This is a genomic window from Streptomyces sp. NPDC058086, from assembly GCF_042885015.1.
Classification (GTDB): domain Bacteria; phylum Actinomycetota; class Actinomycetes; order Streptomycetales; family Streptomycetaceae; genus Streptomyces.
In genome coordinates, this window is sequence record NZ_JBHVST010000061.1 from 22,228 (window position 1) to 37,444 (window position 15,217).

Annotated in this window: 13 protein-coding genes and 1 pseudogene; 9 read left to right on the forward strand and 5 right to left on the reverse strand. The window is 70.5% G+C overall.

What is annotated here, in order from left to right:
* Positions 1 to 73: 73 nt before the first annotated feature.
* The 3 genes from ACFVWD_RS35975 to ACFVWD_RS35985 all read left to right on the forward strand — a co-directional run bounded on the left by ACFVWD_RS35975 (position 74) and on the right by ACFVWD_RS35985 (position 6,506).
* Positions 74 to 3,274 (forward strand): AAA family ATPase, encoded by a 3,201-nt coding sequence (locus ACFVWD_RS35975; protein ID WP_389602250.1) that lies wholly within the window; start codon positions 74 to 76, stop codon positions 3,272 to 3,274.
* A 104-nt stretch (positions 3,275 to 3,378) separates the two neighbouring features.
* A complete protein-coding gene (locus tag ACFVWD_RS35980) occupies positions 3,379 to 5,193 on the forward strand; it encodes a tetratricopeptide repeat protein (RefSeq protein WP_389602252.1) in 1,815 nt (604 codons plus the stop codon).
* A gap of 5 nt (positions 5,194 to 5,198) precedes the next feature.
* On the forward strand, positions 5,199 to 6,506 hold the full coding sequence (locus ACFVWD_RS35985) for a hypothetical protein (RefSeq protein ID WP_389602254.1): 1,308 nt from the start codon (positions 5,199 to 5,201) through the stop codon (positions 6,504 to 6,506).
* 132 nt (positions 6,507 to 6,638) lie between these two features.
* On the opposite strand, the gene ACFVWD_RS35990 is transcribed toward ACFVWD_RS35985, so the two are convergent.
* Both ACFVWD_RS35990 and mca read right to left on the reverse strand, forming a co-directional pair.
* Positions 6,639 to 6,917, reverse strand: coding sequence for a hypothetical protein (locus ACFVWD_RS35990; RefSeq protein WP_389602256.1), 279 nt, complete (start codon positions 6,915 to 6,917; stop codon positions 6,639 to 6,641).
* Positions 6,910 to 7,770, reverse strand: a complete 861-nt coding sequence (gene mca, locus ACFVWD_RS35995; RefSeq protein ID WP_389602300.1) for a mycothiol conjugate amidase Mca — start codon at positions 7,768 to 7,770, stop codon at positions 6,910 to 6,912. The genes ACFVWD_RS35990 and mca overlap by 8 nt, the downstream gene beginning before the upstream one ends.
* Positions 7,771 to 7,929: 159 nt before the next feature.
* Between mca and ACFVWD_RS36000 the strand changes: the two genes are divergently transcribed.
* The 5 genes from ACFVWD_RS36000 to ACFVWD_RS36020 all read left to right on the forward strand — a co-directional run bounded on the left by ACFVWD_RS36000 (position 7,930) and on the right by ACFVWD_RS36020 (position 12,059).
* Positions 7,930 to 8,331, forward strand: a complete 402-nt coding sequence (locus ACFVWD_RS36000; RefSeq protein ID WP_351428046.1) for a DUF4307 domain-containing protein — start codon at positions 7,930 to 7,932, stop codon at positions 8,329 to 8,331.
* A 211-nt stretch (positions 8,332 to 8,542) separates the two neighbouring features.
* Entirely contained in the window at positions 8,543 to 9,040 is a 498-nt protein-coding gene (greA, locus tag ACFVWD_RS36005; protein ID WP_054234773.1) for a transcription elongation factor GreA, read from the forward strand.
* 120 nt (positions 9,041 to 9,160) lie between these two features.
* Entirely contained in the window at positions 9,161 to 9,769 is a 609-nt protein-coding gene (locus ACFVWD_RS36010) for a flavin reductase family protein (RefSeq protein WP_389602257.1), read from the forward strand.
* 91 nt (positions 9,770 to 9,860) lie between these two features.
* Positions 9,861 to 10,808, forward strand: a complete 948-nt coding sequence (locus ACFVWD_RS36015; RefSeq protein WP_389602301.1) for an NADP-dependent oxidoreductase — start codon at positions 9,861 to 9,863, stop codon at positions 10,806 to 10,808.
* Positions 10,809 to 11,381: 573 nt separating this feature from the next.
* Positions 11,382 to 12,059, forward strand: a complete 678-nt coding sequence (locus ACFVWD_RS36020; RefSeq protein ID WP_389602259.1) for a GAP family protein — start codon at positions 11,382 to 11,384, stop codon at positions 12,057 to 12,059.
* Positions 12,060 to 12,160: 101 nt separating this feature from the next.
* Here ACFVWD_RS36020 and ACFVWD_RS36025 read toward each other — a convergent pair.
* A pseudogene (locus ACFVWD_RS36025) lies at positions 12,161 to 12,720 on the reverse strand (ABC transporter permease); the annotation flags it as partial.
* Here ACFVWD_RS36025 and ACFVWD_RS36030 point away from each other — a divergent pair.
* Complete coding sequence (locus ACFVWD_RS36030; protein ID WP_389602261.1) at positions 12,716 to 13,030, forward strand: transposase; 315 nt, start codon at positions 12,716 to 12,718, stop codon at positions 13,028 to 13,030. The pseudogene ACFVWD_RS36025 and the gene ACFVWD_RS36030 sit on opposite strands and share 5 nt — an antisense overlap.
* 68 nt (positions 13,031 to 13,098) lie before the next feature.
* Here ACFVWD_RS36030 and ACFVWD_RS36035 read toward each other — a convergent pair whose 3' ends face one another.
* Both ACFVWD_RS36035 and ACFVWD_RS36040 read right to left on the reverse strand, forming a co-directional pair.
* Positions 13,099 to 13,905: an ABC transporter permease gene (locus ACFVWD_RS36035; protein WP_389602263.1), complete on the reverse strand. Its 807-nt coding sequence runs from the start codon at positions 13,903 to 13,905 to the stop codon at positions 13,099 to 13,101.
* Between the two features lie 196 nt (positions 13,906 to 14,101).
* On the reverse strand, positions 14,102 to 15,172 hold the full coding sequence (locus tag ACFVWD_RS36040; protein ID WP_389602265.1) for an ATP-binding cassette domain-containing protein: 1,071 nt from the start codon (positions 15,170 to 15,172) through the stop codon (positions 14,102 to 14,104).
* Positions 15,173 to 15,217 lie beyond the last annotated feature (45 nt).

A 15,217-nucleotide genomic window follows, 5' to 3' on the forward strand; every position in this document is an offset into this window, starting at 1 on the left:
GCACCCTCGCGCTCACGCCCCCCACCAAGGACACTTGAATCGCAAGGGAGTTACCGCCGGAGGGGGACGTGACATGCGGGAAGGCCATCGGGCTGAGGCCGAGCGGCTGTTGGCCCGGGCCGTGGAGGAAGAGGTGCGGCGCTCGGGCGGGCGGAGCGACGGGGCCGTGTTGCTGTCACGGGCCCGGGCCGCGCTCGACACCATGGCAGAGGCCGCCGCCGAGGAGTACGGGGCGTACACCCGGGCGCTGGACGAGGCGGAGGCCGGCCGGCTGACGTTCGGACAGCGGTACGCCCGGGAGGGCGCCGGAACTCCCCTGCTGGTGGCGGTGGTTGCCGCCGTCGCGGCCTGCGCGGCGGACCTGGCGCTGGGCACGGGGGCCGCAGCGGCCGTCGGCGCGGGGGCGACCGTCGCCGTGGTGGGCGCGGCGGCCACCGTGCTCAAGGTGACCGCGTCGCACGTACCGGCCGCGAGCCGCCGGGCGGGAGCCCTGGGCCAGCCGGGCGGCCCCGAGCAGTTGCGGCTCCAGTGGCTGACGGCGCTGGAGGTACGGGGCATCCGGCCGTTCCTCGATCAGCAGCGGGTGCTCAGCGCCTCCGCGGGGGCCAAGCAGGGCGCTCCCCAGCTGCGGCGCACCGACAAGAGTGCCGCGGCGCGCAGACGCAACGTACTGGAGCAGTCGTTCGGGCAGCTTCCCGAGCCGGCCGGCCCGTTCACCGGGCGCCGGACCGAGCTGTCCCGGGTGGCGCAGTGGGTGCACGCGGCTCGCGCCGGCACCGAGACGAAGCCGACCGTGGTCGTCCTGCACGGCGCCCCCGGATCAGGCCGCAGCACCCTCGCGATCCGGGCGGCGCACAGCCTGAAGGACCAGTTCCGCGGCGCGTGCGTGGTGGACCTGCGCGGCGACAGCACCGAGGAGCCGCCCCTCACCACCCGCGACGCCATGCTCCACCTCCTCAACCGGCTCGGCGCACCCCGTGAGCAGCTCCTCTTCCGTGAGCGTTCCTCGCAGGACCAGCAGGTCAGACGCCTCAGCGAGCTGTACCACCAGCATCTGACGGGCCTGCCCGTCACGATCGTGCTCGACGACGCGAGCGACGCCGAGCAGGTCCGCGCCCTGGTCCCCGAGCGCTCGGAGAGCCTGGTCCTGGTCACCGCGCGCAAACCGCTCGACCTCCCCGCCGACCTCGCCGCCTGGGTGCACCAGCTCCCGGTCGACGCCCTGGACGCGGCGGGCGCCGAGGAACTGCTGAACGCGGCGGCCCAGGAGAAGCCCGACCCGTACGACGCCGAAGCCTCCGACCAGGTACGGGGGCTGTGCGGCGGCCTCCCCCTCGCCCTGCGTATCGCGGGTTCCTCCCTCGGCCCGCGCACCCCGCGCCAACTGGCCTCCGACCTCGGCGCGTACGGCCCCGTGGAGCCGGTCGAGCGGGTGCTGTGGCTGCGCTACACCGACCAGACCGACACGGCGAGGCGCCTGCTGCGCCGGCTGGCGCTGGCCGGCCGTGCCTCGCTCGGCGCCGCCGCCGCGGCCTCCCTGCTCGCGACGGACGAGCAGGAGGCCACCCGCCACCTCACCGCGCTCGCGCAGGCGGGCCTCATCGACCACGTCCGCGGCAGCCGCTACCGGCTGCACGACCTCGTCCGGGCCTTCGCCCAGGCACGGCTGCTTGACGAGGAGGAGCCGTCCGAGCGGACGGCGGCCCAGGAACGCCTGATCGTGAACTACGCGGAGCTGGCCGACTCGGTGATCCGCCTGGTCGACGGCAAGACGTCGACGCGGGCGGATCAGTTCGGGCCGCACGGCTTCACCTCCCTCGACGCGGCCCTGCGCTGGCTGGACGACGAGTCGAGCTTCATCACGGCCGCCCTGCGCCACGCGGAAGGCGTGAACCAAGCGGCCGTACTGAACCTCCTCGGCGCCCTGTGCGACTACTGCCTGCTGCGTGGCGACCTCTACCGCCTGGGTGAGATCAGCGAGTTGACGCAGGCCGTCGACCAGGGCCTGCTGGTGCGCTCGGTGCAGTGGCGCACCGGTATCGCGGCCCGCCAGCTCGGCGAGCTGGACAAGGCCCACACCACCCTGTCGTCCGTGGTGAACCTCTACTTCGAGGCGCACCACGACGCGGGCGCGGCCCGGGCCCTGTGCTCCCTCGGCATCACCCTCCACCACCAGGGCAACCTCACCGAGGCGGCCGCCAAGCTCCAGGAGGCCATGGCCCTGCAGGCCTCCCCCGACCTGGCGGCGGACCGCGCCTGGACGATGCACGCGCTGGCCGCCGTGGAGCGCGACCGGGGCCATCTCGCCCTCGCCCTGAACCTGCTCACCGAGGCCCTGGTCCTGCACCGCGAGGGCGAGTCCGTGCACGGCGAGGCGTGGGCCCACTTCCAGCTCGGCCAGCTGGGCCTGCGGATGGGCGACGTACCGCGCGCGGAACGGGAGTTGCGTGACGCCCTGGACCTGTACGGCCGTACGCGCGACGCCCGCGGCGAGGCCTGGGCCCTGACCCAGCTGGCCCGCGCCCGTCTCGTCGACGACGACCCGTCCACCGCGGTCGACGGCCTGCGCCAGGCGGCCTCCCGGCACCGGGAGAACGAGGACGCGCGCGGCGAGGCATGGACGGTCTACTACCTGGGCCAGGCCCTGGAGGAGACCGGCAACCTCGACCTGGCGGTCCGCGAACTGGAGCGCTCCCGCACGATGTTCTCGCGGATGCGGGACGTGTACGGGCTCGCCTGCGCCCGCCACCACTCGGCGCGCGTCACCCGAGACCAACGGGCCGCCCAGACCGGCTCCCTGCGCAACTCGGGCTTCGCCCGCCAGCTCCTGGTGGACGCGCGCGCCGACTTCCAGCGCATCGGCGTGGCCCACGGCGAGGCGTGGACCTGCCTGGAGCTGGCGGTGGTCGACGCCGGAAACGCCCGTACGCCGGGGGCCCTCGCCCTGTGCGACGAGGCGGCCGGCCTGTTCACCTCGTACGGGGACCGGCGCGGCGAGGACTGGGCCAGGTTCCTGAGGTGCACCCTTCTGCCGTACGGCTCCCCGGGCGGCCTCGAAGTGGGCAGCGCCGTCGCCCAGGAGGAACTGGCGCAGCTCTCCCGCACCGGCCACCCGCTCCGCGACGGAAGGCTCGACGACTACGTGGAGGCGTACCAACTCTTGCTCGAACGGGGGGTCGACCTGGACGCGGGATGGCAGGCTTGGCGCCTGGGAATGGTGCCGAGCCGGCATGCCCGGGAGGTCATGGGGGTGACGGTGACCGCGGCGCGCTAGGTCCTGTCGTCACATTCCCGTCGTCCGCCCGGAGGGCGGGGTAGACGAGAATGTGACGACAGGGCCTAGCACGGTGGGGATGTTCGGGTACGAGGGGGACTTCGGTGTCGTTCGTCGGGCGCACGCGCGAACTCGCCGCGGCACGGCGGGAGTTGGAGACCAAGCGGCTCCTGGTGGTGAGCGGCGGACCCGACTCGGACCGGTCCGCGTTTCTCGACGCGGTGGCACGAGAGGTCGCGGACGAGGCGGGACTTCCTGTGCACCGATTACGGGTGGCGGACGCCGGGGAGCGGTCGGGGGAGGCCGGGCGGACGCCGGGCGAGATGGCGGACACGGTCGTCGAGGCCTGCCGGGGCGTGTTCGCCGTGCATCCCTGCGTCGTGGTGGTGGACGGAGTCCCCGCGGGGACGGCGGACGGAGTCCCCGCGGGGACGGCGGACGGAATCCCCACCGGGACGGCTGACGGGTCCCTTCTCTCCGACCTGATCAGCGCCTTCGCCGAGTCGGAGTCCTTCCTTCTGGTGGGCTCGACGGACGCCCGGGAGGGCGCCTCCGCCCTCCCCTCCGACCGGTGCGCCGACGGCTGGGCGCTGCTCACCCGGGCCGCCGTCCACTGCGACCGGGGTGATCCGCGGGCGGCCGGACCGCTGCTGAGGCGGGCCGTGGAGGCCCACCAGGTCGCGGGCGACCGGCGCGGCGAGGCGTGGGCGGTCTTCCTGTACGGCCGGATGTGCCTGTTGCGCGGCCGGGCCGAGGACGCGCGGAGGCTGCTGGGCGCCGCGCGGGAGACGTTCCGGGCGATCGGTGAGGCCCGGGGCGTGGCGTGGGCGGGCGGCGAACTCGCGCGGCTCGCTGCTCGGTCGGGCTCCCCGGACCTGGACGCCCTCGCCGAGGCGCGCCGGCTGCACGAGCGCGCGGGCGACCGGCGCGGCGCCGCCTGGGCGCACCTGCGGTGGACCGTGGCGCGGGCGGACGAGCCCGGCTTTCCCTGGCAGGAGGAGTTCACGGACGTCCTGCGCCGCTTCCATGAGGTCTCCGACCGGCTCGGGACGGCATGGACACTGCACCACCACGCGCTGACCCTGGCCCGTACGGACGGGACGGACGGGACGGACGGCGCGCATCGAACGGGCGGGACGGACGAGCGGCGGCGCGAGGCTGACCGGCTGTTCGAGGGGGCCTTGGCGCTCTTCGAAGAGGCGGACTGCCCGCACGGGCGGGCCTGGACCATGCTCGAGTACGCGCTCCGCTCCCCCGCTCACCGCTTCCTGAACGGCGAGTGGGCGGCCGAGATCCGCCATGTGTTCCATGGGATCGGCGACGAGGCGGGCGAGGCCTGGGTGGACCTCGCCGAAGCCGGACCGTCCCCGGGCGGCGAGCCACCGTACGAACTGGCCTGCCGCTACCCCGCCGCCCTGCTGGACACGCTCGGGTGGACCGAGGCCGGCGATCCGCTGATCCCGCGCGCCGCCCGTGACACCCAGCCCGAACCGCGTCCCGGCTTCCCGCGCCCCGGTGACCGCGACCGCCCGGACGACTCCAGGGCCCACGTCCGGCTGACCCTGCTCGACGACGTACCCGTCCCGGACGTGCCCGCCCGTATCGCCCTCCAGGTCGTACCCGGGCCGGGGCACCCCTGGTCCGCCGCCCCGCTCCCCCCGCTCACGGCCCGCGCGGCCTCCCTCGGCCACGCGGAGATCGACCCCCCGCACGGCGTCCCCGCCGACGGAGCGGAGTTCCGCTTCACCCCTCACCGCCCCGGCTCGCACCGGCTGCGCTTCACCGTCGAGGACCCGGCCACCGGGACCGTCCTCCAGCAGGTCGAGGCTGTAATCGACGTGGTCCCGTCCGGTCCGGTGCCGCACCGGCCCACCGCGGCCACTCCCGCGCCCCGCCCCGCGTCCGCGCGGAGGGCCTGAGTCCGATGGCCCGCGAACTTCTCAGCCAGGTCGTCCAGGACCCCAGCCTCGGCTTCACCCGCCACCCGGCCCCCACCGTCCGTCACCCGGACCTGGTCCTCGCCCTCGACGCCCATGCCGACGACCACATCCGGGCCCGGATGTACGGCCCGGCCGCGCCCCCGTCCGCGACCGAGCACGCCCTCAGGCTGAATGTGAAGCCGGCCGCCGTCACCGCCGCCGCCGCGCATCTGCGGGCGCTGTGGAAACGGGAACTGGTCGACTTCCAGCCCGTGGACGAGCGCGGGATCCCGGTCGGGGGCCGCCCCCACTTCCCGTACGCCACCTGCCCGGATCTCACCGCCGAGCCCCGGGAGGAACTGCGCGGGATCCTCGACGAGCTCGCCCGCCACGGCTCCCACCTGCTGTACGGGGAGCTGCTCGGCGACGGCGACCGGGGCACCCGGCGCTTCGGCGAGATCCTGACCGGCGCGCTGAGCCGCGAGGAGCCGTTGCGCATCCGCGTCGACTCCGACCTGTTCCTGCCCTGGCCGATGCTCGCGCTGCCCGAGGTCACCGCGAACGGGCCCGGCGGCCCCGGCAGCGACACCTTCCGCCGTTTCCTCGGCTACCGGCACCAGATCGAGCAGACCGGCGGCCACCACCCGCACTTCCCGGTACCTGCCGACGACGAACACGCCCGGCTGCCGCCCTCGTCACCGGTGGTGAGCCTGAATCACGACAAGGGCATCGATCCGGAGGGCGTCACCCGGGCCGCCGAGGTCGAAAGGGCCCTCGCCACCGGCACCGTCCGCGTAGAACGCGCCCTGTGCGACGAACTGCTGCGCGCCCTGCGCTCCGGCGGGCTCGACGAGCAGCTGATGTACTTCTGGTGCCACGGGCACTTCAGATCCGTCGCCGACGACAGCGCCCCGCTGTTCGTCCTGCGGCTGAGCGACGGCAAGGACATCGACGTCCCTGCGGTCCTCGCCGAGCGCGGCCCCGCCGAACTCCTGCTCCCGCAGCGCCCCTTGGTGTTCCTCAACGCCGGTTACGCCGGGCTGCCCGCCACCGCAGAGCCGGCGCGCCTGGGCGGCGCGGTCATCGAGGCGGGCGCGGGCGGGGTGCTGGCGCCGCAGATCGAGATGCCGCAGCTGTTCGCCGCCGAGTACGCCCACGCGTACGTCACCCGCTATCTCGGCGGGCGGGAGACCGCGGGCGAGATCGTCCACGGGCTCGCCCGGCACTTCGCCGACGCGTGGAGCAACCCGCTCGGCTTCGCGTACGCCCTGCAGTGCGGCATGGACAACAGGCTGGAGCGGGCCACGCTGTGACCGCGGCGGGCCACGGTAGGGCCACGCCGACGGCCGCCCCCGCGTACGGAGGGATCCCTGCGTACGAAAGGACGGTGCCGAGGGTGCGGGTGCGCACTCCGGCCACCCGTGGCCGGAGTCCGCACACCAGGCTCAGCCCTTCGCGGGCGAGGCCTTCCCGCCGGGGCCGGCACCGGGGCCGCTCCCCTTGCCGGAGGCCGCCGCGGCGCCCTTCCCGGGCCGCTCCGAGTCCTCCTCGAAGGTGACCTTCCCCATGTGCCGGTTCATGGACTTCATCAGGCCCCACACCGCCAGGGCCAACGCCGCGAAGACGATGAAACCGAGGACGCCGGGGGTGACCTTGTTCTCGTCGACCTCCTTGGCGAGGGGAACGAGGTGCGTCAGTGCCAGGCTTGCGCTCATATCAGGCATTGTCGCGGATGCCCGCGAAGAGGTCGTCCTCGGGGAGGGAGGTATCGACCAGAGAGGTGGCGAGCTCGTACTCCTCGGTCGGCCAGACCTCCTTCTGGATCTCCATGGGGACCTTGAACCAGCCGCCGTCGGGGTCGATCTGCGTGGCGTGCGCGATCAGCGCCTTGTCACGGATCTCGAAGAAGTCCGCGCACGGAACGTGCGTGGTCAGCGTGCGCTCGGTGCGCTCGAACTCGCTCCACCGCTTCAGCCAGTCCCCGTACGGCGACTCCAGACCGCGCTCAAGGAGGGCGTTGTGCAATGCCTCGGTCCTCGGGCGGTTGAAGCCCTGGTTGTAGTAGAGCTTCTGCGGCTGGAACGCCGAGCCGTACTCGGACTCCGGGTACTTCTCGGTGTCCGTCGCCCCCTCGAACGCCACCATCGAGATCTTGTGGGTCATGATGTGGTCGGGGTGCGGATAACCACCGTTCTCGTCGTACGTGGTGATCACCTGCGGACGGAACGAGCGGATCTGCCTGACCAGCTCTCCGGCCGCCTTGTCCACGTCCTCGAGCGCGAAGCAGCCCTCGGGCAGCGGCGGCAGCGGGTCACCCTCCGGAAGGCCGGAGTCCACGAATCCGAGCCACTCCTGCTTGATGCCGAGGATCTCGCGGGCCTCGTCCATCTCCTTCTTGCGCACCTCGTGGATGTGCTCCTCGATGTACTGGTCGCCCTGGAGCTTCGGGTTGAGGATGGAGCCGCGCTCCCCGCCCGTGCAGGTCACGACCAGCACGTCCACCCCCTCGGACACGTACTTCGCCATGGTGGCCGCGCCCTTGCTCGACTCGTCGTCGGGGTGGGCGTGCACGGCCATCAGTCGCAGCTGGTCAGTCAAGACTCGATCCTCAGTAAGTCGGCCGGTGAAGCCAGTCGGCAAGTCGGCGCCCGGCGTGTTTCGGCGTCATGGGCGGCTTCTATAGTGACGGAATCGGGGGACGAATAATTCCGGGACCCCGTCCCCGAGAGGACGATCATGAGCACGGCGAGCACACAGCTGCCCGAGGGCCGGTACGGCCGCTCCGAGGACGAGCGCGCGGACCGGAAACTCAAGGTCATCGGCAGTGTGCTGGGCGTGGCCCTGCTCGCCCTGATGGGCTGGTTCGCGTTCTACTACGTCTTCTCGAACAAGATCAGCGCCGAGGTGATCACCTTCAAGGCCGTCTCGGACAACGCGGTCGAGGTGCATCTGGAGGTGCGCAAGGACGCGGGCGCCCACGGCTACTGCACGCTGCGCTCACAGGCCGACGACGGCAGCGAGGTGGGCCGCGCGGACTTCCGTTTCGACCAGGACTCCTCCCGTATCGACAAGGTCGTCACACTCCGTACCACCTCCCGCGGCGGCACGGCGGAGCTGCTCGGCTGCCACGCCGACTGACACCACCCGCTGTAGTACCCCTTGCACCGCCCGCCGCCTCCCGCATCACCCGTGGTACCTACGCGCTGACCTGCGTTGACGTAATTCTGATGTCTTATGTCCTCCCCCTTCTGCCTGGGAATTGTTAGGCTCGTGGTTTCGCCCACCCGTGAAAGCACATTCTTCTGGGTAGGGCGATGCTTTGTATTCCCAGTACCTACGAGGAGCACCTGTGACCCAGACCAGCGAGAACGTCACCTGGCTGACCCAGGAGGCGTACAACCAGCTCAGGGCCGAGCTGGACTACCTGTCTGGTCCTGCGCGCACGGAGATCGCCGCCAAGATCGCGGCCGCGCGCGAGGAGGGCGACCTGCGCGAGAACGGCGGGTACCACGCGGCCAAGGAAGAGCAGGGCAAGCAGGAGCTCCGTGTGCGCCAGCTGACCCAGCTCCTGGAGAACGCCAAGGTGGGCGAGGCTCCCGCGGCGGACGGCATGGTCGCCCCCGGCATGGTCGTCACCATCGCCTTCGACGGCGACGAGGACGACACCCTGGACTTCCTGCTCGCCTCGCGCGAGTACGCCAGCGCCGACATCGAGACCTACTCGCCCCAGTCCCCCCTGGGCTCCGGCGTGAACGGCAAGAAGATCGGCGAGGACGCCCAGTACGAGCTGCCCAACGGCAAGCTCGCCTCGGTGAAGATCCTCAAGGCCGAGCCCTACAAGGGCTGAGCCGGGACCGACCACCGTGACGATGCCCCCGGCCGCGCCGGGGGCATCGTCACGCCCGCGTCACCACCGTCAGGCGTGCCGCGCCCCGCACACAGTGTGTGGAACTTGAGACTTGCCACCATGCGCATCGACTACGACCCCGAGGCCATGGGCGGGGATGCCTTCTACAGGTTCATGACGTCGGTTGTCATCCCTCGTCCGATCGCGTGGATCTCCACCGTCACGTCGGACGGCTCCACCGAGAACCTCGCCCCCCACTCCTTCTTCAGCATCGCCAGTACCGACCCGCCGATCGTGCAGTTCACCTCGATCGGCCGCAAGGATTCCCTGCGCAACGTCGAGAACACCGGAGAGTTCGTCGTCAACTTCTCCTCCGAACCGCTGCTGGAGCTGATCAACTCGACTGCCACCGACTTCCCCCGGACGGTGAGCGAATTCGACGTCGCGGGAATCGACCGCGAACCAAGCCTGCATGTACGGCCGCCCAGGGTGGCGGCCTCCCCCGTCGTCCTGGAGTGCCGTTCGCACACCACCCTGCGGATGGGCAACTCCACCCTCGTCTTCGGACGGGTGCTCCACGCCGCAGTGAAGGAGGAGTACGTCGTCGACGACCGGCCCAGCTCCGAACGTCTGCGTCCGCTCACCAAACTCGGCGGCCACGAGTGGGGCACCGTGGGGGCGATCCTGCACCTGAGCCGCATCCCCTACGAGGAGCCACAGCCTGAATAGCCCAGCGGCCGACTGTCGAGAGCACGTTCCATGAGCGACCATGAAGAGGGGATGCGGGCCGACTACTTGGAGTGATCGCCTCGTGAACACCATGCACGCCATACGGGCCCACAGCCGTGGCGGACCCGAGCAGCTCGTGTACGAGATGGCGCCGCGTCCGCAGCCTGCACCGGGCGAGGTGCTCGTCGCCGTTCGGGCGGCTTCCATCACCTCCGACGAACTCACCTGGGACGCCACCTGGACCGACCGCCTCGACGCGACCGGCAAGGACCGCACCCCCATCGTCCCCTCCCATGAGGTGTCCGGGGTCGTGTCCGAGCTCGGCCCCGGGGTCACCGCTGTGGCCGTGGGGGACGAGGTCTACGGGCTCATCCCGTTCACACGTGACGGAGCGGCCGCCGAGTACGTCAGCGTGCCGGTCGATGTTCTGGCGGCCAAACCGGCAGGGCTGGAACACGACAAGGCGGCAGCTGTTCCACTGGCCGCGCTCACCGCCTGGCAGGCGCTGGTGGACCACGCCGCTGTGAAGGCCGGACAGCATGTCCTGATCCTGGGCGGGGCGGGGGGCGTCGGCTCGTTCGCCGTACAGATAGCCTCCGCCCTCGGCCTGCGGGTCACCGCGACGGCGGCCGCACAGGACAGTGACTTCGTGACCGGCCTCGGCGCCCAACAGGTCCTGGACTACGCGGGCACCCGCTTCGAGGACCACGTCAAGGACGTCGATGCCGTACTGGACCTGGTGGGGGGCGAGACGCAGACACGGTCCTGGAGCGTCCTGCGGCCAGGCGGCGTCCTCGTCAGCATCGTGTCGCCGCCGGATCCGAAGAAGGCAGCCGAGCACGGTGCCCACGGCGCGTTCTTCATCGTCGAGCCGAACCACGACGAGCTGGATGCGATCACCCGGCTCATCGAGAACGGCCGACTCGCCCCGGTCGTGGACCGCGTCGTCGCACTGACCGACACGCGCAACGCGTATGAGGCGCTGCGCAAGAAGCATCGGCGGGGAAAAGTCGTCATCCATGTCGCGGCGACGAACTGAAGGGGACCGAGCCTCCCCCGGGTAGTTCCGAGGCACTGGCCGAAAGGCCGCCGAAGCGGCTTCATCGGGCCGGGCCGAGTACCTGGTCGGCGCTGCGCGGCTCTGTGCGCGGCTGCTGGTTGAGCTTGTGACGCTCGATGGAGGATCGCCGGTAGACCTCCTTGCGGGACCGCATGATGTTGCCCAGGGGGCGTGCTCGGCGGTGACCCGCCAGGGTGTGAAGGACAGAAAGTCCATCTTCTCCAGGTTTTCAGCAGACCAAGGCCAGGGTCCCCGCGTCCTGAGGAGCTCCCGAGGACAGATCCCGAAAGGCGCAGGAAGATGGAACGGGAACTTGCCGAGCCGGCCGTCGTCACGTTCTCCGGCAGCCGCCTTGCCGGGGCCGTGCCGAGGAGTCCGCCGTTCATGGGGACCCCCTCCGGGATGGCTGCGCCCCCGGCCCAGGGCTCCCCAGCAGGCCTGCGTATGTCCACGGCAGTCCCACAGCCGGCCGCCCAAGCGGTTTGGTCGCTCACTCCCGCCCAGCCTTGCTCAACTCGATCGCCGCCCTGCCCCACCCACCAGGAGGTAATCATGGGCAAAGTTCTCGGTGACGTGCTGGGTCTTGCGGCCGCCGTCGCGATCAGCCCGCTCCCGATCATCGCCATCATCCTCATACTCGCCACGCCTCGGGGACGCCTCAACGGCCCCCTCTTCACCGTCGGCTGGATCGTGGGGCTCTCGGCACTGGGCGCGGCGATGCTGGCAATCGCTTCCCCCGCGAATGCCTCCGCCCACAATCACCCGGCCACCTGGGTAGGAGCCCTCAAGCTCGCTCTGGGCGTGCTCCTCGTCCTCTTCGGCACCCGGCTGTGGCACCGGCGCCCGAAGGATCCCTCACAAGCCCAGTTGCCGAAGTGGATGGGCGCGATCGACCGCCTCACGCCGGTCAAGGTCTTCGGACTCGGACTGGCCCTGGCCGCGCTCAACGCCAAGAACGCCCCGCTGACCATCGCCGCGGCCGCCTCCATCGGCTCAGCCGGACTGCCGGTAGGGCAGGAGATCGCCTCGCTGGCGATCTTCGTCCTGATCGCCACCCTCGGCCTGCTGGCCCCCCTGGGAGTCTTCCTGCTCGGAGGAGAGCGAGCCAGAACCACGCTCGGCAGCTGGAAGGACTGGGCGGCCCAGCACAATGTCGCCGTGATGGCAGTCCTGTTCTTCGTTCTCGGGCTGAAACTGCTCGGAGACGGCATCTCCATCCTCACCTCCTGACAGGCAACGACAGAGACCCCGGCGTCTGCCAGGGCCTCTGGTCAATCCTTGCTGGTCAGGCTGCTCCTAGGCCACGCAGGGGACACAGCGAAGAAGCGTGATCAAGCGTCTGCCCGACGGTACTTGCGAACCGCCAGCGTTCGGAACACCACGACGATCAGCACGGACCACAGCAACGATGCCCACACCGGATGCTGCATGGGCCAGGCGGCGGCACCGGATAGCCCGCCGGGAGGTAGCCGAAGAGCTGGCGGCAGGCCTGCACGGTGGCGCTGAACGGGTTCCAGTTCGCGATGGTCCGCAAGAACGTAGGCATGTTCTCCGACGGCACGAACGCGTTCGAGATGAACGTCAGCGGGAACAGCCAGATCAGGCCGCCGGAGGTGGCCGCCTCGGGGGTGCGTACGGGCAGGCCGATCAGCGCGCCGATCCACGAGAACGCGTAGCCGAGCAGGAGCAGCAGGCCGAATCCGGCCAGCACCTTGCCGAAGTTCTCGTGCGTGCGCCAGCCGACCAGGACGGCGACGACCGCGAGAACCACCAGGGTGAGGGCCGTCTGCACCAGGTCGGCGAGGGTCCGGCCGGTCAGGACCGCGCCGCGCGCCATGGGCAGCGAGCGGAAGCGGTCGATGAGGCCCTTGTGCATGTCGTCGGCGATGCCGGTCCTTGGTATCGATGAGTTCGCGTTCCGCCGGGGACGGACCAATGGAACAGTCCTCGTCGACGTCGAGATGTCCAGGCCGGTGGACGTGCTGCCGGATCGCGAAACCAGCACGGTCGCCGCCTGGCTCCATGAGCACCCCGGCGCCGAGATCGTGTGCCGTGACCGGCGGATGGCCTTCACCGAGGCCATCAGCCAAGCAGCGCCCGACGCACTGAAGGTGGCAGATCGCTGGCACCTCCTCCAGAACCTCTCGACGGCCGTCGAGAAGACCTGCCGCCGGCATCGCGGCTGCCCCGTACAGCCCTGAGGCCCCTCCCCATCGAGAGGGGCCTCAGAGCGGCGTGCCGTCAAGGCAGTTCCGGGGAAGCAGAGCCATCAACCGGTCGCCCGGCGGTACTTGCGGACCGCGAGCGTGCGGAAGACGACGATGATCAGGATCGAGTAGATCAGCGACGCCCACACGGGGTGCTGCATCGGCCAGGCATCGGACGGGGACAGGCCTGGGTCGCCGAAGAGCTTGCGGCACGCCTGAACGGTCGCGCTGAACGGGTTCCACTCAGCGATGTGACGCAGCCACGGGGTCATCTTGCTGGAGTCCACGAACGCGTTCGAGATGAAGGTCACCGGGAAGAGCCAGATCAGTCCACCTGAGGTGGCCGCCTCCGGTGTGCGCACCGACAGGCCGATCAGCGCGCCGATCCACGTGAAGGCGTACCCCAGAAGAAGCAGCAGGCCGAAGCCGCCCAAGATCTTCCCGAAGTTGGTCGACTCCACGGAACCGGGGCGCCAACCCACGAGCAACGCGACGATCGCGAGGACGAACAGCGTCAAGGCCGTCTGCACGAGATCGGCAACGGTACGCCCGGTCAGCACTGCGCCGCGCGCCATGGGCAGCGAGCGGAACCGGTCGATGAGCCCCTTGTGCATGTCGTCGGCGATGCCCGCACCGGAGCTGGCGGTGGCGAACGTGACGGTCTGCGCGAAGATGCCCGCCATCAGGAAGTTCTTGTAGACGTCCAGATCGGCGCTGTTGCCGATCTGCATGGAACCGCCGAACACGTACGTGAACAGCACCACGAACATGATTGGCTGAATTAGCCCAAAAAGAATCATTTCGGGAATTCGGGTCATCCGAATCAAGTTCCGGCGGGCGATGACCAGGGAATCGTTCACAGCGCTCACTTCGCCTGCCCCTTCAAGGCGTTGGGCCGCCGGTCTCGGATGCGCGGCGAGATGGAACCTGGCTGAGACGAGCGATCAGGATTCGGAATCCGGGTCATGCGGATCACGTTCCGCCGGGCGATGACCAGGGAGTCGCGCACGGACTGGACGACGGCGCCCTGGGGGGCCGTCGCGGGGACGGCGTCTGTCACGGCACTCACTTCGTGGCCTCCGTCTGCGCGGTTTCCGTCTGCGCGGACTCGTTCTTCGCGGGGTCCTTCGTCGCGGGGTCCCTCTTCGGCTTGCGGCCCCTCGCGTCCCCCGCCGCCCCGCTCTCCTCGTCCTTCACCTCGGCGACATGCCCGGTCAGGGAGAGGAAGACGTCGTCGAGCGTGGGCCTGCGCAGCCCGATGTCGTCGATCTCGATGCCGCGGGAGTCCAGCTCGCGGATGACCTCCGCGAGGAGCTTCGCGCCGCCGGTGACGGGCACGGTGAGCTTGCGGGTGTGCTCCTCGACGGTCGTCTCGCCCTTGCCGAAGCCGCGGAGCACCTCCGAGGCCGTCGCTATGTGCTCACGCTCGTGCACGACGACCTCGACGCGCTCGCCGCCGGTCTGCGCCTTGAGCTGGTCGGCGGTGCCACGGGCGATCACACGACCGTGATCGACCACGCAGATGTCGTGCGCGAGGTGGTCGGCCTCTTCCAGATACTGCGTGGTCAGCAGCAGGGTCGTACCGCCGGAGACCAGCTGCTTGATGACCTCCCACAGCTGCTGCCGGTTGCGCGGGTCGAGGCCGGTCGTCGGCTCGTCCATGAACATCACCGGCGGTGAGACGACCAGCGCGGCGGCCAGGTCGAGCCGGCGGCGCATACCGCCCGAGTACGTCTTCGCGGGGCGGTCGGCGGCCTCCGTCAGGTTGAACTGCTCAAGGAGCTCGGCCGCGCGGACCTTCGCGGCCTTCGCCCTCATCTGGTAGAGCTGGCCGACCATCTGGAGGTTCTCGCGGCCTGTCAGGTACTCGTCGACGGCCGCGAACTGTCCGGAGAGGCCGACCCTGCGCCGTACCGCGTCGGGGTGCTTGAGCACGTCGACGCCCGCGACGACCGCCTTGCCGCTGTCGGGGCGCAGGAGGGTCGTCAGACAGCGGACGGCGGTCGTCTTGCCCGCGCCGTTCGGTCCCAGCAGGCCCAGGACGGTGCCTTCCGGGACATCGAGATCGACGCCGTCCAGAGCCCTTACGTCACCGAAGGTCTTCACCAGGCCTTCGGCATAGATGGCGCCTGGCATGTGAGTTCTCCACGTCGTTGGGGAATTTTCACGGTAACTTCTTAC